Origin of the sequence: Cupriavidus sp. OV096 (genome assembly GCF_900115455.1) — a bacterium.
GTDB lineage: Bacteria > Pseudomonadota > Gammaproteobacteria > Burkholderiales > Burkholderiaceae > Cupriavidus.
The window spans coordinates 280,349-297,503 of the sequence record NZ_FOWM01000004.1; the positions used below are offsets into that span (position 1 = coordinate 280,349).

A 17,155-nucleotide genomic window follows, 5' to 3' on the forward strand; every position below is an offset into this window, starting at 1 on the left:
TCAACCCCCGACGAATACGTTAGGGGAGCCATTCGCGACTGGCGCGCCGCAGCCGGACACGCCGCCGACCATGGAGGCCGGCATGTTATTGATGAATACCGTGGACGAGCCTTTCGCCAATGATCCGCCTCCGTGCAGCGAGCACGAACAACTGCTCCCGCACGCGATAGCGGCGGGCACCCCGTTGATAAAGACATTGCCGGATCCCGACGTGATCGACCCTCCGTGGCCGATCGCGTCACCCAATCGCGCAGCTGGCGTTCCCATATGTGCTTCCTTTCAGAATCGAGTGATGGCCCGGTGACGGATGTCACCGGGGCGAGCAGATTCTCGCCTTCCGCCGTTATGGCTCTGGCGTCGTTGGCGTCGGCGTCGGAATCGGCGGCGTCGGTGGGGGCGGGGTGGGCGTCGGCGACGGTGGCGTCGGTCCGGTTGGCCCAGTCGGTCCGGTTGGCCCAGTCGGCCCGGTTGGCCCAGTCGGCCCGGTTGGCCCTGTCGATCCGGTTGGTCCAGTCGCGCCAGTTGGCCCTGTCGACCCGGTTGGCCCTGTCGACCCGGTTGGCCCTGTCGACCCCGTTGGCCCTGTCGACCCCGTTGGCCCGGTTGGCCCGGTTGGCCCGGTTGGCCCGGTTGGCCCGGTTGGCCCGGTTGGCCCTGTTGGCCCTGTTGGCCCTGTTGCCCCGGTTACGCCGGTTGCCCCAGTTACGCCGGTTGCGCCAGTTCCCCCCGTTGCTCCAGTCGCCCCCGTTGCGCCACTCGGCCCCGGCGGTCCCGGTATCTGCTTGGCATTGGCGCGGGAGCCGAGGCCGAGCATGGGCACCACAATCGGTACCGACGGTGCGGCCAGGCCGATCGCGAAGAAGCCACCGCCACCGCCTCCGCCGCCGCTCTTCTTCTTGCCGTCGCCCGGGTTCAAGTCCAGTTGCGTGCCCTGGATGACAATCTTGTTGCCCACGAGCTTGATCGTTCCGTCGCTGGCCATCGACAGCGACGATTCCCCGCAGGTCAGCGACAAGGCCGAACCGGCACTGACGGCCATCGCCTTGCCGATGCTCACCAGATAGGCGCCGCCCACCGAATAGGTCGATGCCAAAGCCACGTTGACCGCCGATATGCCACCGATGCTCATGGAATAGGCAGCGCCGACGGTATGGACCGATCCGCCCGCCACGTTGGTGGCATACAGTGCGCCCACGCCAAGGTTGAAGTTGGCACCCACGCCCATCGCCAGGTCCATACCGACGGTTTTCGTCTCGTTCCGCTTCGTCAGGCTGACCATGTCGCGCTCGGCCTGCTGGTAGAACTCCTCCATGCCGGCCTTGTCCTCGAACCGGACGCCGTTGTAGTTGTCCGGCCCGCCACCTGGCGTCTGGCTTTTGAAGCCGCTCTTGGTGGCGCTGGCGGGCAGGTCCCAGGGCGGCTGCGTCGCATTGTTATAGAGACTGCCAGTGACCAGCGGCCGATCCGGGTCGCCATTCATGAAGTTGATAATCACCTCATGGCCGACGCGCGGGATATAGATGCTGCCGAACTTGGCGCCGGCCCAGGCCTGCACCACGCGCACCCAGCATGAGTCCGACTCGTCGTTGCGCGCGTAGCGGTCCCAAAGGAAACGCACCTTGATGCGGCCGAATTCGTCAGTCCAGACCGTGGAGCCCGGCGGGCCGACCACGATGGCCGATTGCGGACCGTGGGTATTGGGCTTGGCCGTCGTGCGGGGCATGCGGAACACCTCGCTGGTGGGCTGCACCTCAAGCTCGTTCCGGCATTGGTACTGATAACCGGCTCCCGATTCGTCGGCAACCTCCGTCAGCATCAGTGTCGATTCCACCACGAGATACTCGCGGTTCGCCCCACGGTGCGCATGACGGGCGAGCACGAAGGTCTCGCCACAAGCCACGCCACGGACGTTCCCATGGCCGAACGCGCGCACACCTTCCGCGCGGGCCTCTTCCATGCGGACACGACTGATCATGTCGCCATGACGCGCGTCAGTAAAGTCACTCGGCCATTCGAACACGTCCCGGTCGGCCCATGTCGTGCGGCGAGGCTGCTGATTGGCTTGCAGCAGCCTCGCCCGCGAACGTGTGAAGTCGTAGTCGTCCACTTCCACGCGGCCGGTACGCAGCGCCTCATGCACGGAGAACGCCGCGATGTGTTCGATGTCGATCTTGTCGTCGTTCGGGTGGTATTCGATCTGGTGATAAGACTCGCTGCGCACGCGGCGGTGCGCACCGATGTGGTCGCACAGCACGAGCCGGTGTTTGCCGTCCGAATGCTCGAAGAACCAGTAGATGCCCCATTCCTCCATCAGCCGCTGGATGAAGTTGAAGTCCGTCTCGCCATACTGGACCTGGAACTTGCGCGGGTCGTTGCGCTCGGATTCGCTCGTCAGCGCGTACTTGCCCACGTCGAGCCGCTTCTCCACCGGGTAGGGATAGTCAGCCAGAACGTCGTCGATGATCTCGAGTACGGTCTTGTCCTGGTATATCTTGAAGTCGTTGGTCAGCGTGGCCAGCCACAGCCAGGGCCGCAACACCACGCGATAAACGTTGTACCGCCCCTCCTGGTGCAGGTAGCCGGCAGAGACCACAAGCCCGCTGATCTCGCGCGTGCCGCGCCCCACCTGCTCGCTGGGCGCCTTCCCGCTTCCGTCGATCTGGATCGAGAGCGTCATCTCCTTGCCGACCAACGCCTTCAGGTCAAGGTTCGCGCTCGCCGCCAGCGGCAGCTGGTAGTCGTCCGGCGTGCGCAACTGCACCTCGTACTCAAACAATCGGCCAAGCCGCTCCGTGCCATGGACCTGCAGGAACTCAAGGGCCGGCAAGCCGGCCACCTTGGGCATGGCGGCGCTGCGGATCGCCACGGTACGATTCTGCGAGGCAACGCCGTTCAAGAATTCAGTAGCCATTTCTTCCCTATTGCAATCACCAGTCTGTTTCCATCGTCGTCGGCACGGCCGGCGCTACGCGCCTTTCGGGCAGGCGAAACCCCTGAGAAGCTGGCCGGACAACGCATTCGCGTGCCCGCCCGTCACGAGTTCCAGTGCGGCATGGCGGTCGTCGAATGTAAAATCCACGACCATGCGGCTGGCCGAGGCCGTGCCAACTGGCCGCCCTCGGTCGATCAGCCGGAACAGCGCCCACGGACCCGATGTCACGATCGTCGACGTGTCGGGCCGGATCTTCGGGCTGGCCGACATGCCGGCCACCGCCCCGCCGCGTGGGCCCGGCCATCCGAGCTGGAATGTCACGACCGGGCCATGTGCATAGCGAATCTGCTGGCCGTCGATGTCGAGCGAGAGTTCCAGAATCTCGGGGTCGAGATTGGCCACCCGGGCGTCGACCTTCCACGCCATGCGCTTCCCGCCCGATTCGCGGAAGAACGTCTCGCGGATGGCCGCAGCCCGTTCGAACGGCTCCAGGCTCGGCCCGTGGACGGGCGGCATGCCCGGGCTGAGCGCCTTGTAGCGCCAGGGCCGCGAACTGGTATCCACGTTCGGCGCGAGCGTCCGGGTGAAGAAGGCATCCAGCAGGCCATCGGCCGCGAAGATGTGGTGGAAGTCTTCAATGTCCACATCCTGGCTCGCCCCTGCCACGAACGGATACTTGCCCGCGATCGCCCGGCGGCACGCCGCACCGACCGATGATTCGAGTTGGGATGCCAGCAGCGTGCCAACGCCCGCGTTGACCTTCTGCGTCACCTGGACCGATATGCCGGCCAGCACGGCGCGGAATGGCGCGGGGAGCTTCTCGGCTTCCAGTTGCAGCATCGTGCCGATGTCGACCGCCGGCGGCATACTGTTCGCCGCAAGCGCGGCGCCCGCCACGGAAAGCCGGGTGTACTGCTCACCCAGCAGCGCCATGATGCCGCCCAGCTGGAGCGCATTGCCACCGGAACCGGCCGCCGCCACCGGCGCGCTGGCGGGTGTCGTGCCGGCACCCGAATCGGCGTGCCCGGTCACCACTTCGCGCAGCGCTGCAAAACGGTTGTCGACCAGATCGCGCTCCACGCGGCGCAGCCGGTTCGTGCCGCCAAGCGCGGATGCAGCACTGGCAGCCCGTGTCACCGTATGGAGCCGCGCGGACATGCCAGAGGCCGTGACGACCTTCTGCGCGGTATTGACGCCATCATCCTCGTCATCCGCGACCGACAGCGATGTCTCGCGTATTGCCGTACGGGCCAGTCGTGCCAGCGGGGAATCCGCTGAAGACAGAATGCGCAGGATCTGAAGATCGAGCACAGTTGAACCACCCTGCTCCGCCGCGTCCGGCATCGCGGGCCGCACGCTTTCCAGGAAACGCTGCCAGTAGTTGGCGTAGTCGATCAGGTATTGACGGCGGATGTCCTCCGCCAGCGGCGAACTGGCCATCAGCGTGGCGACGTCCTGGCCGTAGCCAGCCTTCGCCTGCAACTCCGTACGCCCCATGATCCAGGCATCCGCAGGCTGAGCCTTGACAAGGAAGTGCGCCAGCCGCCGCGCGAATACCTTGTGGTAACCATCGTATGTGTAGAGGCCGGGCACGCCCTGCTCGAGCAGCGCGCTGTCCGCGAGCGTCAGCACCGAACCGGCCTGCAACCCCGCAGCGCGCGCCAGGGTGATCGGCTCGGGCGCCTCCTTGGCCATCTCCGCCATGGCTCGTTCATAGAGCCGTCGCGGCGCCGGGTTGCTGCTCAGGTAGCGACGCGCGCGGTCCACGAGCAACGCGTTTTGTGGCGTGCTCGGCGACAGGTCGTCGCCATCGAACAGCGCCTGAAGGTGCTGGCGCATCCGATGGGGCTCGCCGAACGCCGCGCTGCTGTCCGACTGCTCCCAGTCCTTGAGCACCCACGCCTTGAACACTGCGGCGTCGAAGTGCTTCCTGTCGTACAGCATCAGGTAGGCCGTCAGGGCGCTATAGACGCCATCGGGGTCACCAGCCTCCATTCGCGCATCGAGCGAATCCTCCAGACGCCGTACGACATGCGGCAGCAGCATCTGGCGCAACAGGATGGCGTAGGTGCTCCCCGAGGCATCCATGACGGGGGGTGCGGCGTAGAGCCCGTACCGATAGTCGAAGCCAGGATTGGCGAGATCGAGCTGCCCGAGGTGCGGCAAATCTGCCGACGCATTCAGCATGCCGGGCAAGGCCGTCGGCTCGCGCCGCTTGCGATAGCCCTTGACCCGTTCGTCAAGCGCGGTCACCTTCGCCTCGATGGCTGTCAGATAAGCGTGATTGTTCTCAAAACTCGTGGTGAGCGCATAGACCAGCCAGCCACACACCACGACTGACGCCAGATAGCTCGCTGCGCGCATCGCCCGGAAGCGGAGTTCCCAGCGCTGGTTCGGCCGAACCAGGTGTGCTTCCGGCACGATCACCTGCTGGAACAGGTTGTGCAGGAAGTAGCTACGATAGCCGGACATCTCGGCGCCCGCGGCACGCGAGGCCTCCGCCTCCGCTCCGGTTTCACTGGGCACCGAGCGGACCCCGCCGCCGCGCAGCCGCTGGAGCAGCGTGGTCTTATCGGCGGCAATCGTTACGTCCGACTGCATTGCGCTCGAGAAGTACACGCCGCGCAGGGCACTGTCGATCTGCGTGCTGTCGTAGCGTGAGTCCATGAATACGAGCGACACCACATCGAGCACCACACCGGCCAGGCAGCCGAATTCCGCCGGCAGCGCGTAGAGACGCTTGCGACGTTCGGTCTCGTACTCCTCGATCAGCCGATTGTTGACGCCCGCCTCCAGGCGGTCGACAAGCACCCCGACTTCCTCGACGCACCGTTCACGCAGATCATTGACGCGACGTGCCGCACCGTCTTCCGGAGCGGAGACCGCGATGCCCCATACCTGGGCACGCCCTTCCGCCGTCAGTGACTGGAAGTACTCGCTGAAGCCTGGCAGCACATCGACCTTGGTCACGAGCACATACACCGGGAAGCGAATCCCGAGTTCCTTGCGTAGCTCGGTCAGCCGGGTGCGCAGCGTGGCCGCGAGAGCGATCCGCTCATCGGCCGACTTACCCAACAACTCCGAGGCGCTGAGTGCCAGCACCACGCCATTGACGGGCGCGCGCGGCCGGTGCTTGCGCAGCAGGCCCAGGAAGCCCATCCACTCCGTCTTGTTGCGCTCGGGGTCCTCCGTCTCGCCGGCGCGATGATCGGCATAGCGGCCGGCCGTATCAATCAGGACCGCCTCATTGGTAAACCACCAGTCGCAATAGGTCGTCCCCTCCGGCGCCTTCAGCGAGACGGCATTCATCTGGTCCGCCTCCGGGAACTCGAGCCCGGAATTCAGGGCGGCAATGGTCTTGCCCGCCTCCGGCGTGCCCAGCATCATGAACCACGGCAGGTCGTAGAGCTGGCGGTCACTTTCGAAGTACCGCTTCAGGCCAAGCCCGTGCCCGTGAATACGCCGGATATGCTGGACAGCCTTGCCGACAATGGCGCCAAGCACGTGCAGTTCCTCGCGCGGCCGCGCGGCCGCGTCATCGGACGAGCCGAAGATGCGCTTGACTAGGGCCTCGTTGTTGCGCAATGCGCCCCACAGACGCCAAGCGCCGTAAACCCCATAGGCAATGACGATCAGCACGATGCAGATCGTGCGCGTGCCGTAGGAGGCCAGTGGACGAACCTCGCCGAATGCGAGGAGCGGGCCGAGATGCCACAGCAGCACGCACAGGGCGGCCACGGCGAGCGGGCCATACGGCCAGCTACGCAGCCAGCATACGTACAGCGCGACCAGCATTACGATGGCCGTCACCCGTAATGACAGATCGCCAAGAGGATGATGGGCACCGAAGGCGAGCCAGGGGCCGAGGAACCAGACGGCGAGCCCCAGCGCCACGATGGCGAGGAATGCCAGCATCGCCTTCGAGAACAGGGGAGAGAAGAAGGTCTTCAAGTTATGCATGCTGCTTCCGCGCTACTGCGTCACCATGACTTCCACGCGCCGGTTGCGGGAACGTCCTTCCGCCGTGCCATTGCTGGCCACGGGTTGCGCATCGCCACGGCCATGCACCGCGATACGATTCGCGGGCGTACCGCCCGACTCCAGAATCTTCGCGACAAAGGCCGCGCGCTTCTCGGACAACTGCTCGTTGCTCGCAAAGTCCCGCGAACGGATCGGCAGGCTGTCGGTATGGCCGGTGACGACGACCTGGCCGCCCACGCGGGCCACCTCTTTCGCCACCTTCTCGAGGGTCGGGTACATGTCTGCACGAACTTCGTTCTTGCCGGAGGCAAACATCGAATCGCCCTTGAAGATGACCAGGCTGCGTCGCTCGTCCTCATCCACGCTCACGAGGCCGCGCGTGACCTCGTCCTTGAGCAGGATCGAGAGGCGGAGCCGCGCCGGAGCCTGCACTGATCCACGCGGAATGCTATGGATGCGCGCATTTAGCGCGCTGCCGGCCGTGAGCAACTGATATTTGTACCAGGCGAACAAGCCGAACACGATCACCGCGGCCACTGCGGCCAGGCTCCATGGCGGCACGCCGCGCAATGCGCGCAGGCGCCCCGCCTCGGCGGGCTTCCAGCGTGGGGAGAGTTCGACCGGCACTGCGTCGCGGGCGCCGGCGACCAGCGCAGCAAGGCGATGCCGCACCTGCTCCAGATGACGCCGGCCATCCTCGATCACGCTATACCGGCCCTCGAAACCCAGGCCAAGGATGCGGTACAGGATCTCCAGCACGTCAATGTAGGTTTGCGGATCAGCAGCCATCCGGCCGATCAGCAGGAATACCTTCTCACCACCGTCGTTCTCGCCTTCGAACGCAATCAGCAGGCTGTTACGCGCCCAGGCACCGCCGCCGCCCCATCGTGTACGGTTTGCGGCTTCGTCGAGCGCCGTGCACAGGCAGTAGCGCACCGCCGCCATATGCGTCCAGTGGAGGTTGGCACGCTCACAGAGGGTCTGGAAATGGTCCACTTCGCGCGCGAGCAGCAGGCGCAGCGCGCGGATCTCTTCCTGCGATGCCATCGTCGCTGGCATGTCGGCCAGCAACCGCAGTAACGGGCTCGCCGCTTCCATGAGCGGATTCCTGGCTAGCTGCACCGTCTCGAGCCGCCGTTCGGCGTCCACCGGCGGATCGAACGCGAACAGCACTTCGGCCTCCACCGGCGACGTACCATCGCGCGGCACCGCCACTTTTGCGCCCGATGCCGTCTGCACGTCAGTCACGCCACCCTCCGTGAGAAACGCGAAGTCGTCCGACGATTCAAGATTTCCGGCGCTCACTTATGACGCACTCCCCACAGTTCCAGCTTCAGCTCGGGGAAACTGCCGGCGATATGCATCGCCAGGGCACCCTGCTGAGCGATCTGGTCCCAGAACACGCCGGTCCGGGACAGCTCGAAGTAGACGTAATTCGCATTGAACGGAATCTGGCGCGGCGGCACGGGAAGCGCCAGCATCTGGAGCCCCGGCAGGTGCGAACGGATCAGTTCCGGCAGGCGCTGAGGCTGGCTGATCTTGGCCTGTGCGGCGAACTGTTGTTGCAGGACGTCTGGCGACATCTGCGCACCCACGGCAAGCACAAGCGTCTCGAAACTGGCCAACTCAGCGGGCAGCATTGTCGCAAGGCGAATGCCATGCGGCTGCTCCACGAGCGGAATCGGTTGCGCGCCACGTATCAGCACCTGGTTCAGCAGGTGATGGACCTCGGTTACTAGCGGATACAGGCTCTCAAAGAGTCGTGCATGGTCGTAGCCCGGCGCAAGCTCGGGCCGCCGCGTCTGCGGACGCACAAAGGTCGCGAGGTCGCCGGACAGCAAGAGCAGCGCGCGGTAGAGCTCGACGGGCGAGGTCTCGCCGATCTGCCCGATGTGTTCGAGCAACGGCTCATGGCGGTTGAGCACCTGCAACAGCAGATAGTCGGCGACTTCGGCTACGGCACCCGTGCGCCCATGGCTGCCTGACAGCCGGTTCGCCAACGCATCGGCGCGTAGCTTCGCCAGGCCATGCAGCTGCGTCACCCATTCCCGCAACAAGGCGTTGGCGCCAAAGTGCACAACGGGCGGGATATGGTCGCGCTCATGGAGGACGACAGAACCGTCGGGCTGCAAGCTCTGGATGCGCGCTACGGCGATGCCGATCCAGGACTGGCTCAGTTCCTTCTCAGGCAACAGCCGCAGCCGCAGGTTAGCCATCTGGACCGGCTTCGGACCTTGGCCGATCGCATTTGCATCGCGTAGCGCTTCGTCAAAGGCAAGATACCGCGCCAGCGACCCCGCCTGCTCCTCGAAGATCGTCTCCTCGGTGTTGGCAAGGCGTAGCGGCACGGCGAGGTAGATCAACTGGCCGAGATGCTCGGGAGTGATCGTCAGCGGCGGTGGCGGTGGCGCCTCCGTTGGCGTGTCGAACGGTGTGCCATCGGGAAAGATTCCCGATCCGCGTTTGATCGCCAGCTTGCCGAAGGACAATGCACTCTGATCGATCTCATACTGGCTGAATCCCCATGAGAACGGACTAAGCGTTGTCACACACCGCTGTGCGACATACTCGAGATAGCGCTCTTGCTGCTGAAACAGCTGAGGGCGCAGGAATAGTCCTTCACTCCAGACGATCTTATTGTGATAGCTCATGGCAATCAGTTGACCTCAGTAATCGAAACAGCTTGATCGCGTGCCTCGATCTTCAGGGCGACAGTCCTGTCGGGCACCACCGCGCGGTACCAGGCTGCATCGGGTGCCTCGGGCAGGCGCCACGTGGCGCGCCATACGGACTTGCCTAGTTCGCGGTAACCAACCAGCACGCCGATCGCTGTTGTGGCCGGATTGGATTTGCGTTCGATACGCTCGTCGGTGCCGGGCCGCATGATGAACTCGTCGACAGCAAGCAGGTCGGCGGCAAGCACCTTCTTGTCTTCGTTCTGAAGCGTAAAGAAGTCGGCGCTATCGAACGCCGCAGCGGACTTCAGTTCGTAGACGCGCACCATCACCGGCGCAGCGCGGCCTTGTTCATCGCTATTCAGGTTCCCGCTCGTCTCGATCAGGAGCTTCAACTGCAACGGCTCTTTCCGCGTCGGTGCAGTGCTGCATCCTTGCAAGACCAGGCATACCATCAGCAACAACCACCCGATCGCCATCCACCGAGTGGCGCGGGTGCCGGCCATTCCGGTGGGAGTCAGATCAAAGCGCATGGACATGTTCGATTCGGTTTGGCTGCACGCAGTGCAATCCGGCCGCCGAATCGCAACCGGATTGCACGACAACCAGGAGGGTCAGGCCGTGTTCTTCTTGACGTCGAACGTTGCGGTGATCACGCCGCCGCTGCCGCCCTGCGCGTTCTGCACCACGTATTCCTGCTTCAGGCGGGAGAACGACAGACGCACGATCTCGCGCGGACGAGCTTCGTCGGAGCTAAGGCCAGAAGGGCTCACCTGCGTCACCAGCAGGTCGTTCATCGTGAACTTGATGTACTCGAGCGGGCTGCCGCCGGCCTTGCGCACCACCAGACGAGCCTCGTCGATATGCTTGCCCAGCAGGCAGTACTGCACGAGATTCGGGCTGGCACGGTCGATATAGTGCTCGAACTGCAGGTCATCGACAGTGGCCTTGCCAGCGCCGCCGCCAGAGCCGGCGTGCATGTTCGATTGCTGGCTGACGCTCCACGACCAGCTCAACACCTCGATCTCGCTCTTGTGGACGCTATCCTCGGACTCGCCATCGATGCCGTTGATCTTCAGGAAGATGTCTTGTGCCATAGTGAGAATTTCCTTGTTCAGTAGATATGACTTACCCATGGCGGGCTTGTTTGACGAGCCCCCGCCCTGACTCGGAGTAGCGTTCGCAGGCGCGACGTACGCCGCGCCACGATGCTCAGGCGGCAGCCTTCACCAGCGGCAGTTTCGCGACGAGTCGCAGCGATACCGTCAGGCCCTCAAGCTGGAAATGCGGACGCAGGAAGAACTTGGCCTGGTAGTAACCGGGATTGCCCTCGACATCCTCGACCACCACCTCCGCAGCGGCCAGCGGACGGCGCGCCTTGGTTTCCTGGCTCGAATTTGTCGGGTCGGCGTCAACGTAGTTCATGATCCATTCGTTGAGCCATTGCTCCATTTCCTCGCGCTCCTTGAACGAGCCGACCTTGTCGCGCACGATGCACTTGAGGTAATGGGCAAAGCGCGAGCAAGCGAACAGGTAGGGCAGGCGCGCCGACAGGTTGGCGTTGGCCGTGGCGTCCGGGTCGTAGTACTCGGCAGGCTTCTGCAGCGACTGCGCGCCGATGAACGCCGCGTAATCGGTATTCTTGCGGTGAATCAGCGGCATGAAGCCGTTCTTCGACAACTCGGCTTCGCGGCGATCCGAAATAGCGATCTCGGTCGGGCACTTCATGTCCACGCCGCCATCGTCGGTCGGGAAGGTATGGCAGGGCAGGTTCTCGACCACGCCACCGCTTTCCACGCCGCGAATCAGGGTGCACCAACCGTAGCGCTTGAACGAGCGGTTGATATTCACTGCCATCGCGTAGGCGGCGTTCGACCACGCGTACTTCTGGTGATCGGAACCGTCGGTTTCTTCCTCGAAATTGAATTCATCTACCGGATTGGTGCGCACACCGTACGGCAGACGGGACAGGAAGCGCGGCATGGCCAGGCCGATGTAGCGCGAATCCTCCGAGGACCGCAGCGAATTCCACGGTGCATATTCGAGGTTTTGCGTGAAGATCTTGGTCAGGTCGCGCGGGTTGGCGAGTTCCTGCCACGAATCCATTTGGAGCACTGACGGCGAGGCACCGCTGATGAACGGCGCATGCGCGGCCGCAGCCACCTTTGCCATCGAGCCGAGCAGGTCGACGTCGGCTGGCGTGTGGTCGAAGTAGTAGTCGGCCACCAGGCAGCCGTAAGGCTCGCCGCCGAGCTGCCCGTACTCTTCCTCGTAAATCTGCTTGAACAGGGAGCTCTGATCCCACGCCACGCCCTTGAACCGCTTCATCGTGCGGCGCAGCTCTTCCTTCGAGATATCCATGAAGCGGATGCGGAGCTTCTCGTCGGTCTCGGTATTGGTAACCAGGTGGTGGAGCCCGCGCCAGGCGCTTTCCAGCTTCTGGAAGTCCTCGTGGTGCAGGATGAGGTTGATCTGCTCGGACAGCTTGCGGTCAATCTCGCCGATGATGGCCTCGATGCTCTTGTAAGCATCGTCAGACATCGTCACGGCATTGGCCAGCGCCTGCTCCGCAAGGGTCTTGACCGCGTTCTCGACGGCCTCGCGCGCCTGCTCGGTCTTCGGCTTGAATTCCTTCGTCAGCAGCGCATTGAAGTCGGATTGCCGGTCGAGCGTCTGCGCCGTCGCGGCCTTGTATTGCGTGTCACGTGTTGCCATGTCTTGTACTCGGTTGCGGTTGCGGTCCTTACTGCGCCTGGGCCTTGTCGTCGGCCTCGTTCGCCGCTTCGGGGCGCGGTGCCTTGGCCAGCGCGTTCAGCAGCGCGGGATCCTTGAGCACCTGTGCAACCAGGCCCTCGGCGCCGGACTTGCCGTCCATGTAGGTCTGGAGGTTGGCAAGCTGCGTGCGAGCCTCGAGCAGCTTGGCCAGGACATCGACCTTGCGGGCGATGGCAGCAGGCGAGAAGTCATCGATGCTCTCGAAGGTCATGTCCACCATCAACTGGCCCTGATCCGACAGCGTGTTCGCCACCGGGAAGGCTACACGCGGCTTCATCGCCTTCATGCGCTCGTCGAAGTTGTCGACATCGATGTTGAAGAACTTGCGGTCCGCCACTGGCGGCAGTGGATCCACCTGCGTGCCGGACAAATCGGCAAGCACGCCCATCACGAATGGCAACTCGATCTTCTTTTCCGAGCCGTAGATCTCGACGTCGTACTCGATCTGCACGCGCGGCGCGCGGTTCCTCGCAATGAACTTCTGTGAACTGTTGGATGCTGACATGGAATACTCCGTCGAATGCGTGATGATGTGGGACTTGCCGTGAGAACCGCGGCCCCCTTTCCGGCCACAGGGCCTGCGAGAAGCATGTTAGGTCTCGGGGCAGGCGCGGGATATAGGAAACGTTCGAAAGTTCCGAGTCTTGTCAGAAGTTTCTGAGCTAGCGTCAGCGCACCTCAATGAAGTACCAGGTGCCGGCCGTCACCGACCCCGGAGTTGTGGCTCCCGTCGCGTAGTACCGCGCAATGAATGAGAGCGACATCAACCCTGTCGAGGACATCGGAAACATCGGAGTCGTGGAGTCATCGCCTACCGCGATCGGCGTCCCGTCCGCCTTGAGCAGTTGCACCTGGACGTTCTGCGCGGTGCCACTGGATATCAGTCGCCCATCGATCTTCCTAAAGGTGACGAACGAGACTGCCACGGGCTCTTGGCCGCCCTCGCATACCAGGTTGATCGTGAACGCGGTGTCGCCCGCTGTGTCTCCGGCTTTTTTTAAAGCAGCGGTGGGGATGCTTGGCAGCGTGACGCTTTGCCGCACTGCCCCTGTGTGGCGGCAGGTTTGCGTAACGTACTTCCCCGTGAAATTCAACGCGACCGATGGTTTTGTGCCATCCGCGAAGGCAGGGAAACACAGCACGGTCAGGCTCGCAGCCAACGACGTCCGCAGCTTCCGTGGTGAGCACCTCAGCGTCTGCTGTGTGACGGGCAACTTCGCGTGCATCTTCATTCTCGGGGATCTCCACTCACATCGATTCCGCTTCAGCTCGCCGCTGCCACGCAGCGCAGTATCAGGCGCGTGGCCGAGTCACCGCCCCCGCCCGCACCCGCGCCAGCAGGCATCTCGTACGGGAGGTCGCATGACTCGTTCGTCAATTCGCCCCACCGCGCACGCAGTGCGCCCCTGCCCGCCAGACCGCGCAGGAACGCCAAACCACCCTGCCCCACGATCCCCATCGACTTTCCGTCGGCGGCGAACAAGGCGGTGCCCAGCGGCAGGGCCTTGCCGGCCGCGTCATGCATGGCCACCAGCGCCGCTTTGCCTGTGACGGTTGGCATCTTCACGAGCACAAGGGCGTTGAGGCGCGGTACGACCTTGTCACTGGAAGTCTCCAGTTCCACGTCATCTGGCAGGTCAGTCGGGTCGATCGCCACCCGGTTCACGCGGTAGGGCGTCAAGGACGGCAGCAAGGCATAGCCATTGCCGTCTATGCGCGCGCCTTGACCGTTGACAATCCGCCCGCCTTCCGCGCCCTTGGCTTCGACCAGTGCGGCAGCCTGGCCAAGCGGCGGCCCCAATGTGACGCCGCCAGCGTGCACGACCATGCTGCCGTCCGCGTTCAGGCCGAACTGGCGGCCCTGGTTCCCGATGGAGGCGTTCGCGGCGTATGTGCCATAGCGCGAGCGATAGGTGGCGTTGCCACCGAGCAGATTCGTTTTGTCGCCAGCGCTCGATGTCCGTTGGGCGTTGATGCCGTACGAAATGGGCGCTTCCCCTGCAGTGGACCCATTGAGGCTGGCCTGGAAGGCGCTGTCGCCGTTGGTGTCCACTGTCAAATTCGTCGACACGGAATCGAACGGACCGCGATCCACCGCGGAGTTGCGGCCGAGGGAGATCGTCAGGTTCACGCCGAACAGGGTATGTCTGGCGCGGTTTTGGTCGAACGACTGCTGCGCGTAGATCGTGTATCCAACCCGGCCGCGCCCGCCGCTGAACCCAGCCTGATACTGGGTATCTCGTCCGCGACGGCCATCCCAGTAGTCCTGCGTGCTGCCTGAGAGATACACGGAGCCCATCGTGCCGAGCGGCTGATTGATGCTGAGCTGCAAGCGGTTGCGCGTGCGATAGCTCATCAGGTTGCCGGCGGGATTCCGCACGTTCCGCGCGTAGATGGCGTCGCGCAGGCTGTAGAAGCCATTTGTCGAATATCGATAGGCACCTAGCAAGACATTCGTATCAATGCCGGGAATGCGTTTGCTGTAGCTGACGCGCCAGCTGCTGCCCGTATGCGAACTGCTCGGTAGTTCCGTACGCGCCATCGTCACATCCGCTGAGACTGCCCCGATCGGCGTGTTGACGGCGAGGCCAAGCAAGCCTGAGTTGTAACCCTCGGAGCCCAGGACACCCGTATAGCCGGTCAGCATATTGTTCAGGCCGCGCTGGATGGTTGCTTGCACCACCCATGGCTCATCCTGAACCAGCTGGTCGCGGTACTGGCCTGCGGACACGTTGAACTTCGTGAAACCGGGGCGCAGCAGGTTAGGGACGGCGGCAAAGGGCACCAGAAAGGTCTGGCGCCGCCCATCCGCTTCTTCCACCGTAACGCGCAGATCTCCGCCGTAGCCGATCGCCGGTAGGTCGGCGAGTTCGAACGGCCCTGGCGGGACGCTCGTCTCGTAGAGAATGTCGTTGTTCTGGCGGACGATCACGCGCGCATTGCTTTCCGCCACGCCACGTACGATGGGCGCGTAGGCACGCATCGAGTCGGGCAGCATCCGGTCTTCACTGGATACCTGAACGCCCCGCACACTGAACGAATCGAAAACTTCACCGGTCGTGAAGCTGTCGCCGAGCGTCAGGCGGCTGCGCCAGGACGTGATGTCTCGCTCGACGTAGGTCGCCAGGTTATTCCAGCGCATGCCGCCCTGGCTGCTGTTCCAGTCAAGCGTGGAGCGCTGGCGAAAGCGCCATTGGCCCAGATTCAAGCCCAGTTGCAGGCCAAGATACGCACTGCTCATGTCGGCGCCAGATTGATTGGCGCTGTATGTACTGAAGTTGTACTGGAGAAGCCCCGCCTTGATGCCGGCGTCCCACAGGGCGGGGCTCACGTACCCGTATGGCGTCTGCACCATGCTCGCCTGGGGCACGGTGATACCGAGTTGCAGTTCCGCGATGTCGAGTTCGACCTGTGCGTCAGGCACAAGGTCCGTCAGTCGGATGCATTGGTCCGCTTCGCTGAAGGCAGCGTCTTCTGCTGCGTGACGGGATTGGGCGCCGGCGTCGTCCGCGCTAGATCGAAGCGCCTTGTCAACATCGACGCCAAGACCGCGCAGCGCCGCGATGGTGAAGCAAGGCTCCGCCACGTCACTGTCTGCCACGGCGACAAACTGAACTTCGCGCTGCCCCTGCGATTTTCCATTGAGCGACAGATCCACGTCGTATACGCCGGGCGGCACGGGGTTGCCATTCGTGAAGCGGGAAATGCTCACGACCTGGCCGTTCAGGAACGCTGGATTGAACTGCACCGAGGCGAGCTTGGGCCGATGACGCCGCTTGCTTCGCTCCCGCGGTCCCGTCTTGAGCGTTTCAATTTCCTCGATCGGTACGCCACCTGGCTTCGATTGCACTGCTTCTGCATCCAGCCCGTAGCACACAAATGCGCCAAGGACCATCATCGTCCGTGCCAACGGACGCACAGCCAAACGATGCCTGGTGCTCATAGAAACATTTCGCCTTGCTTTGATGTGATCACGCCTACTCAGCGGCAGCATCAGCGGCTGACGGCGACTACGAGAAGCGCCCTGGGTTGCCTGCTGGCGTTACTGGACCGCGGCGACGTCTTCGACCGTCGCGCCGAAGTCGTTGATTAGGGAATAGGTGATTGCCGTACCGCTTGGTGGGGAGACATTGCGGTCCCCGACTTGGGAAAGCTCGACACTGCCAAATGGAGGGACCATCTGGGGCTGGTAGCTGATGTCGGCGGTGCCGGCTTTGGCCGACACGCTGTCGAGTGACACGTGGTAGCCGGTTGGATTCCCAACCCGCAGCACCTGCTTGCCTTCGGCATTGCGCGCGGCCGTCCAGGTCAACCCAGCACGCCCGGCGGATGGGTCGTCGCGCAACGCGGCAGGTCGATAGAAGAGCTTGATGCGCGTGCCAAACGCAAGCTGGAGCATGTTCCTGCTATCGGCATCCACCGGCTTGGGCGGAATTTCGAGGATGTTGAGCCAGTAGACCGTCTCACGGTCCGCGGGCATCGCCTTGCCCGTGAACTTCACCCGCAGCGTCTGGCCCTTGCCGCCTTCTGCACGGAATACCGGCGGCGTGATGATGAACGGTACGTCGAGCTTCTCAACTGGAACGGACGTATCGCCATCGTCGATCCATGCCTGCACCAGTACCGGCGTGTCCTCGACATTGTTGAGCCGCACGGAGACTTGGCGACTCTTTTCCGGGTAGATCACCCGGGTACCGGTAATGACAATCGCGGCTTGGACCGGTATCGACACCAGTCCCACTGTGGCCGCAATCAGGAAGGAGAGCCATCGCCAGACATGCATCATTGATCT

Annotated in this window: 12 protein-coding genes; all 12 read right to left on the reverse strand. The window is 63.6% G+C overall.

The window, feature by feature from the left end; genetic code table 11:
* Positions 1 to 267 (reverse strand): PAAR domain-containing protein, encoded by a 267-nt coding sequence (locus tag BM115_RS11500; protein ID WP_092293783.1) that lies wholly within the window; start codon positions 265 to 267, stop codon positions 1 to 3.
* Between the two features lie 76 nt (positions 268 to 343).
* A complete protein-coding gene (locus BM115_RS11505; protein ID WP_092293785.1) occupies positions 344 to 2,911 on the reverse strand; it encodes a type VI secretion system Vgr family protein in 2,568 nt (855 codons plus the stop codon).
* 54 nt (positions 2,912 to 2,965) lie between these two features.
* Positions 2,966 to 6,892 (reverse strand): type VI secretion system membrane subunit TssM, encoded by a 3,927-nt coding sequence (gene tssM, locus BM115_RS11510; protein WP_092293787.1) that lies wholly within the window; start codon positions 6,890 to 6,892, stop codon positions 2,966 to 2,968.
* A 12-nt stretch (positions 6,893 to 6,904) separates the two neighbouring features.
* The gene (gene tssL / locus BM115_RS11515) at positions 6,905 to 8,218 is read right to left on the reverse strand and encodes a type VI secretion system protein TssL, long form (protein WP_369823411.1); all 1,314 of its coding nucleotides are present in this window, start codon (positions 8,216 to 8,218) and stop codon (positions 6,905 to 6,907) included.
* Positions 8,215 to 9,564 (reverse strand): type VI secretion system baseplate subunit TssK, encoded by a 1,350-nt coding sequence (gene tssK / locus BM115_RS11520; RefSeq protein ID WP_092293789.1) that lies wholly within the window; start codon positions 9,562 to 9,564, stop codon positions 8,215 to 8,217. The genes tssL and tssK overlap by 4 nt, the downstream gene beginning before the upstream one ends.
* A 5-nt stretch (positions 9,565 to 9,569) precedes the next feature.
* Positions 9,570 to 10,127, reverse strand: coding sequence for a type VI secretion system lipoprotein TssJ (tssJ, locus tag BM115_RS11525; RefSeq protein WP_255370781.1), 558 nt, complete (start codon positions 10,125 to 10,127; stop codon positions 9,570 to 9,572).
* 75 nt (positions 10,128 to 10,202) lie between these two features.
* Positions 10,203 to 10,685 carry an Hcp family type VI secretion system effector gene (locus BM115_RS11530; protein ID WP_092293790.1) on the reverse strand — a complete coding sequence of 161 codons (483 nt, stop codon included), beginning with the start codon at positions 10,683 to 10,685 and terminating at the stop codon, positions 10,203 to 10,205.
* A gap of 115 nt (positions 10,686 to 10,800) precedes the next feature.
* Positions 10,801 to 12,303, reverse strand: coding sequence for a type VI secretion system contractile sheath large subunit (gene tssC / locus BM115_RS11535; RefSeq protein WP_092293792.1), 1,503 nt, complete (start codon positions 12,301 to 12,303; stop codon positions 10,801 to 10,803).
* A 28-nt stretch (positions 12,304 to 12,331) separates the two neighbouring features.
* The gene (tssB, locus tag BM115_RS11540; RefSeq protein ID WP_092293794.1) at positions 12,332 to 12,868 is read right to left on the reverse strand and encodes a type VI secretion system contractile sheath small subunit; all 537 of its coding nucleotides are present in this window, start codon (positions 12,866 to 12,868) and stop codon (positions 12,332 to 12,334) included.
* A gap of 163 nt (positions 12,869 to 13,031) precedes the next feature.
* Complete coding sequence (locus tag BM115_RS11545) at positions 13,032 to 13,595, reverse strand: fimbrial protein (RefSeq protein ID WP_092293796.1); 564 nt, start codon at positions 13,593 to 13,595, stop codon at positions 13,032 to 13,034.
* A gap of 32 nt (positions 13,596 to 13,627) precedes the next feature.
* Positions 13,628 to 16,306, reverse strand: coding sequence for a fimbria/pilus outer membrane usher protein (locus BM115_RS11550; protein WP_177219897.1), 2,679 nt, complete (start codon positions 16,304 to 16,306; stop codon positions 13,628 to 13,630).
* A 99-nt stretch (positions 16,307 to 16,405) separates the two neighbouring features.
* A complete protein-coding gene (locus BM115_RS11555) occupies positions 16,406 to 17,146 on the reverse strand; it encodes a fimbria/pilus periplasmic chaperone (protein ID WP_092294366.1) in 741 nt (246 codons plus the stop codon).
* Between the last annotated feature and the right edge of the window lie 9 nt (positions 17,147 to 17,155).

Coding starts and splice junctions, on each gene's coding strand:
- tssB (WP_092293794.1), bottom strand. CDS start 12,868: ATGTCAGCATCCAACAGTTCACAGAAGTTCATTGCGAGGAACCGCGCG.
- BM115_RS11530 (WP_092293790.1), bottom strand. CDS start 10,685: ATGGCACAAGACATCTTCCTGAAGATCAACGGCATCGATGGCGAGTCC.
- tssC (WP_092293792.1), bottom strand. CDS start 12,303: ATGGCAACACGTGACACGCAATACAAGGCCGCGACGGCGCAGACGCTC.
- tssK (WP_092293789.1), bottom strand. CDS start 9,564: ATGAGCTATCACAATAAGATCGTCTGGAGTGAAGGACTATTCCTGCGC.
- tssM (WP_092293787.1), bottom strand. CDS start 6,892: ATGCATAACTTGAAGACCTTCTTCTCTCCCCTGTTCTCGAAGGCGATG.
- BM115_RS11545 (WP_092293796.1), bottom strand. CDS start 13,595: ATGAAGATGCACGCGAAGTTGCCCGTCACACAGCAGACGCTGAGGTGC.
- BM115_RS11505 (WP_092293785.1), bottom strand. CDS start 2,911: ATGGCTACTGAATTCTTGAACGGCGTTGCCTCGCAGAATCGTACCGTG.
- BM115_RS11555 (WP_092294366.1), bottom strand. CDS start 17,146: ATGCATGTCTGGCGATGGCTCTCCTTCCTGATTGCGGCCACAGTGGGA.
- tssJ (WP_255370781.1), bottom strand. CDS start 10,127: ATGTCCATGCGCTTTGATCTGACTCCCACCGGAATGGCCGGCACCCGC.
- BM115_RS11500 (WP_092293783.1), bottom strand. CDS start 267: ATGGGAACGCCAGCTGCGCGATTGGGTGACGCGATCGGCCACGGAGGG.
- BM115_RS11550 (WP_177219897.1), bottom strand. CDS start 16,306: ATGAGCACCAGGCATCGTTTGGCTGTGCGTCCGTTGGCACGGACGATG.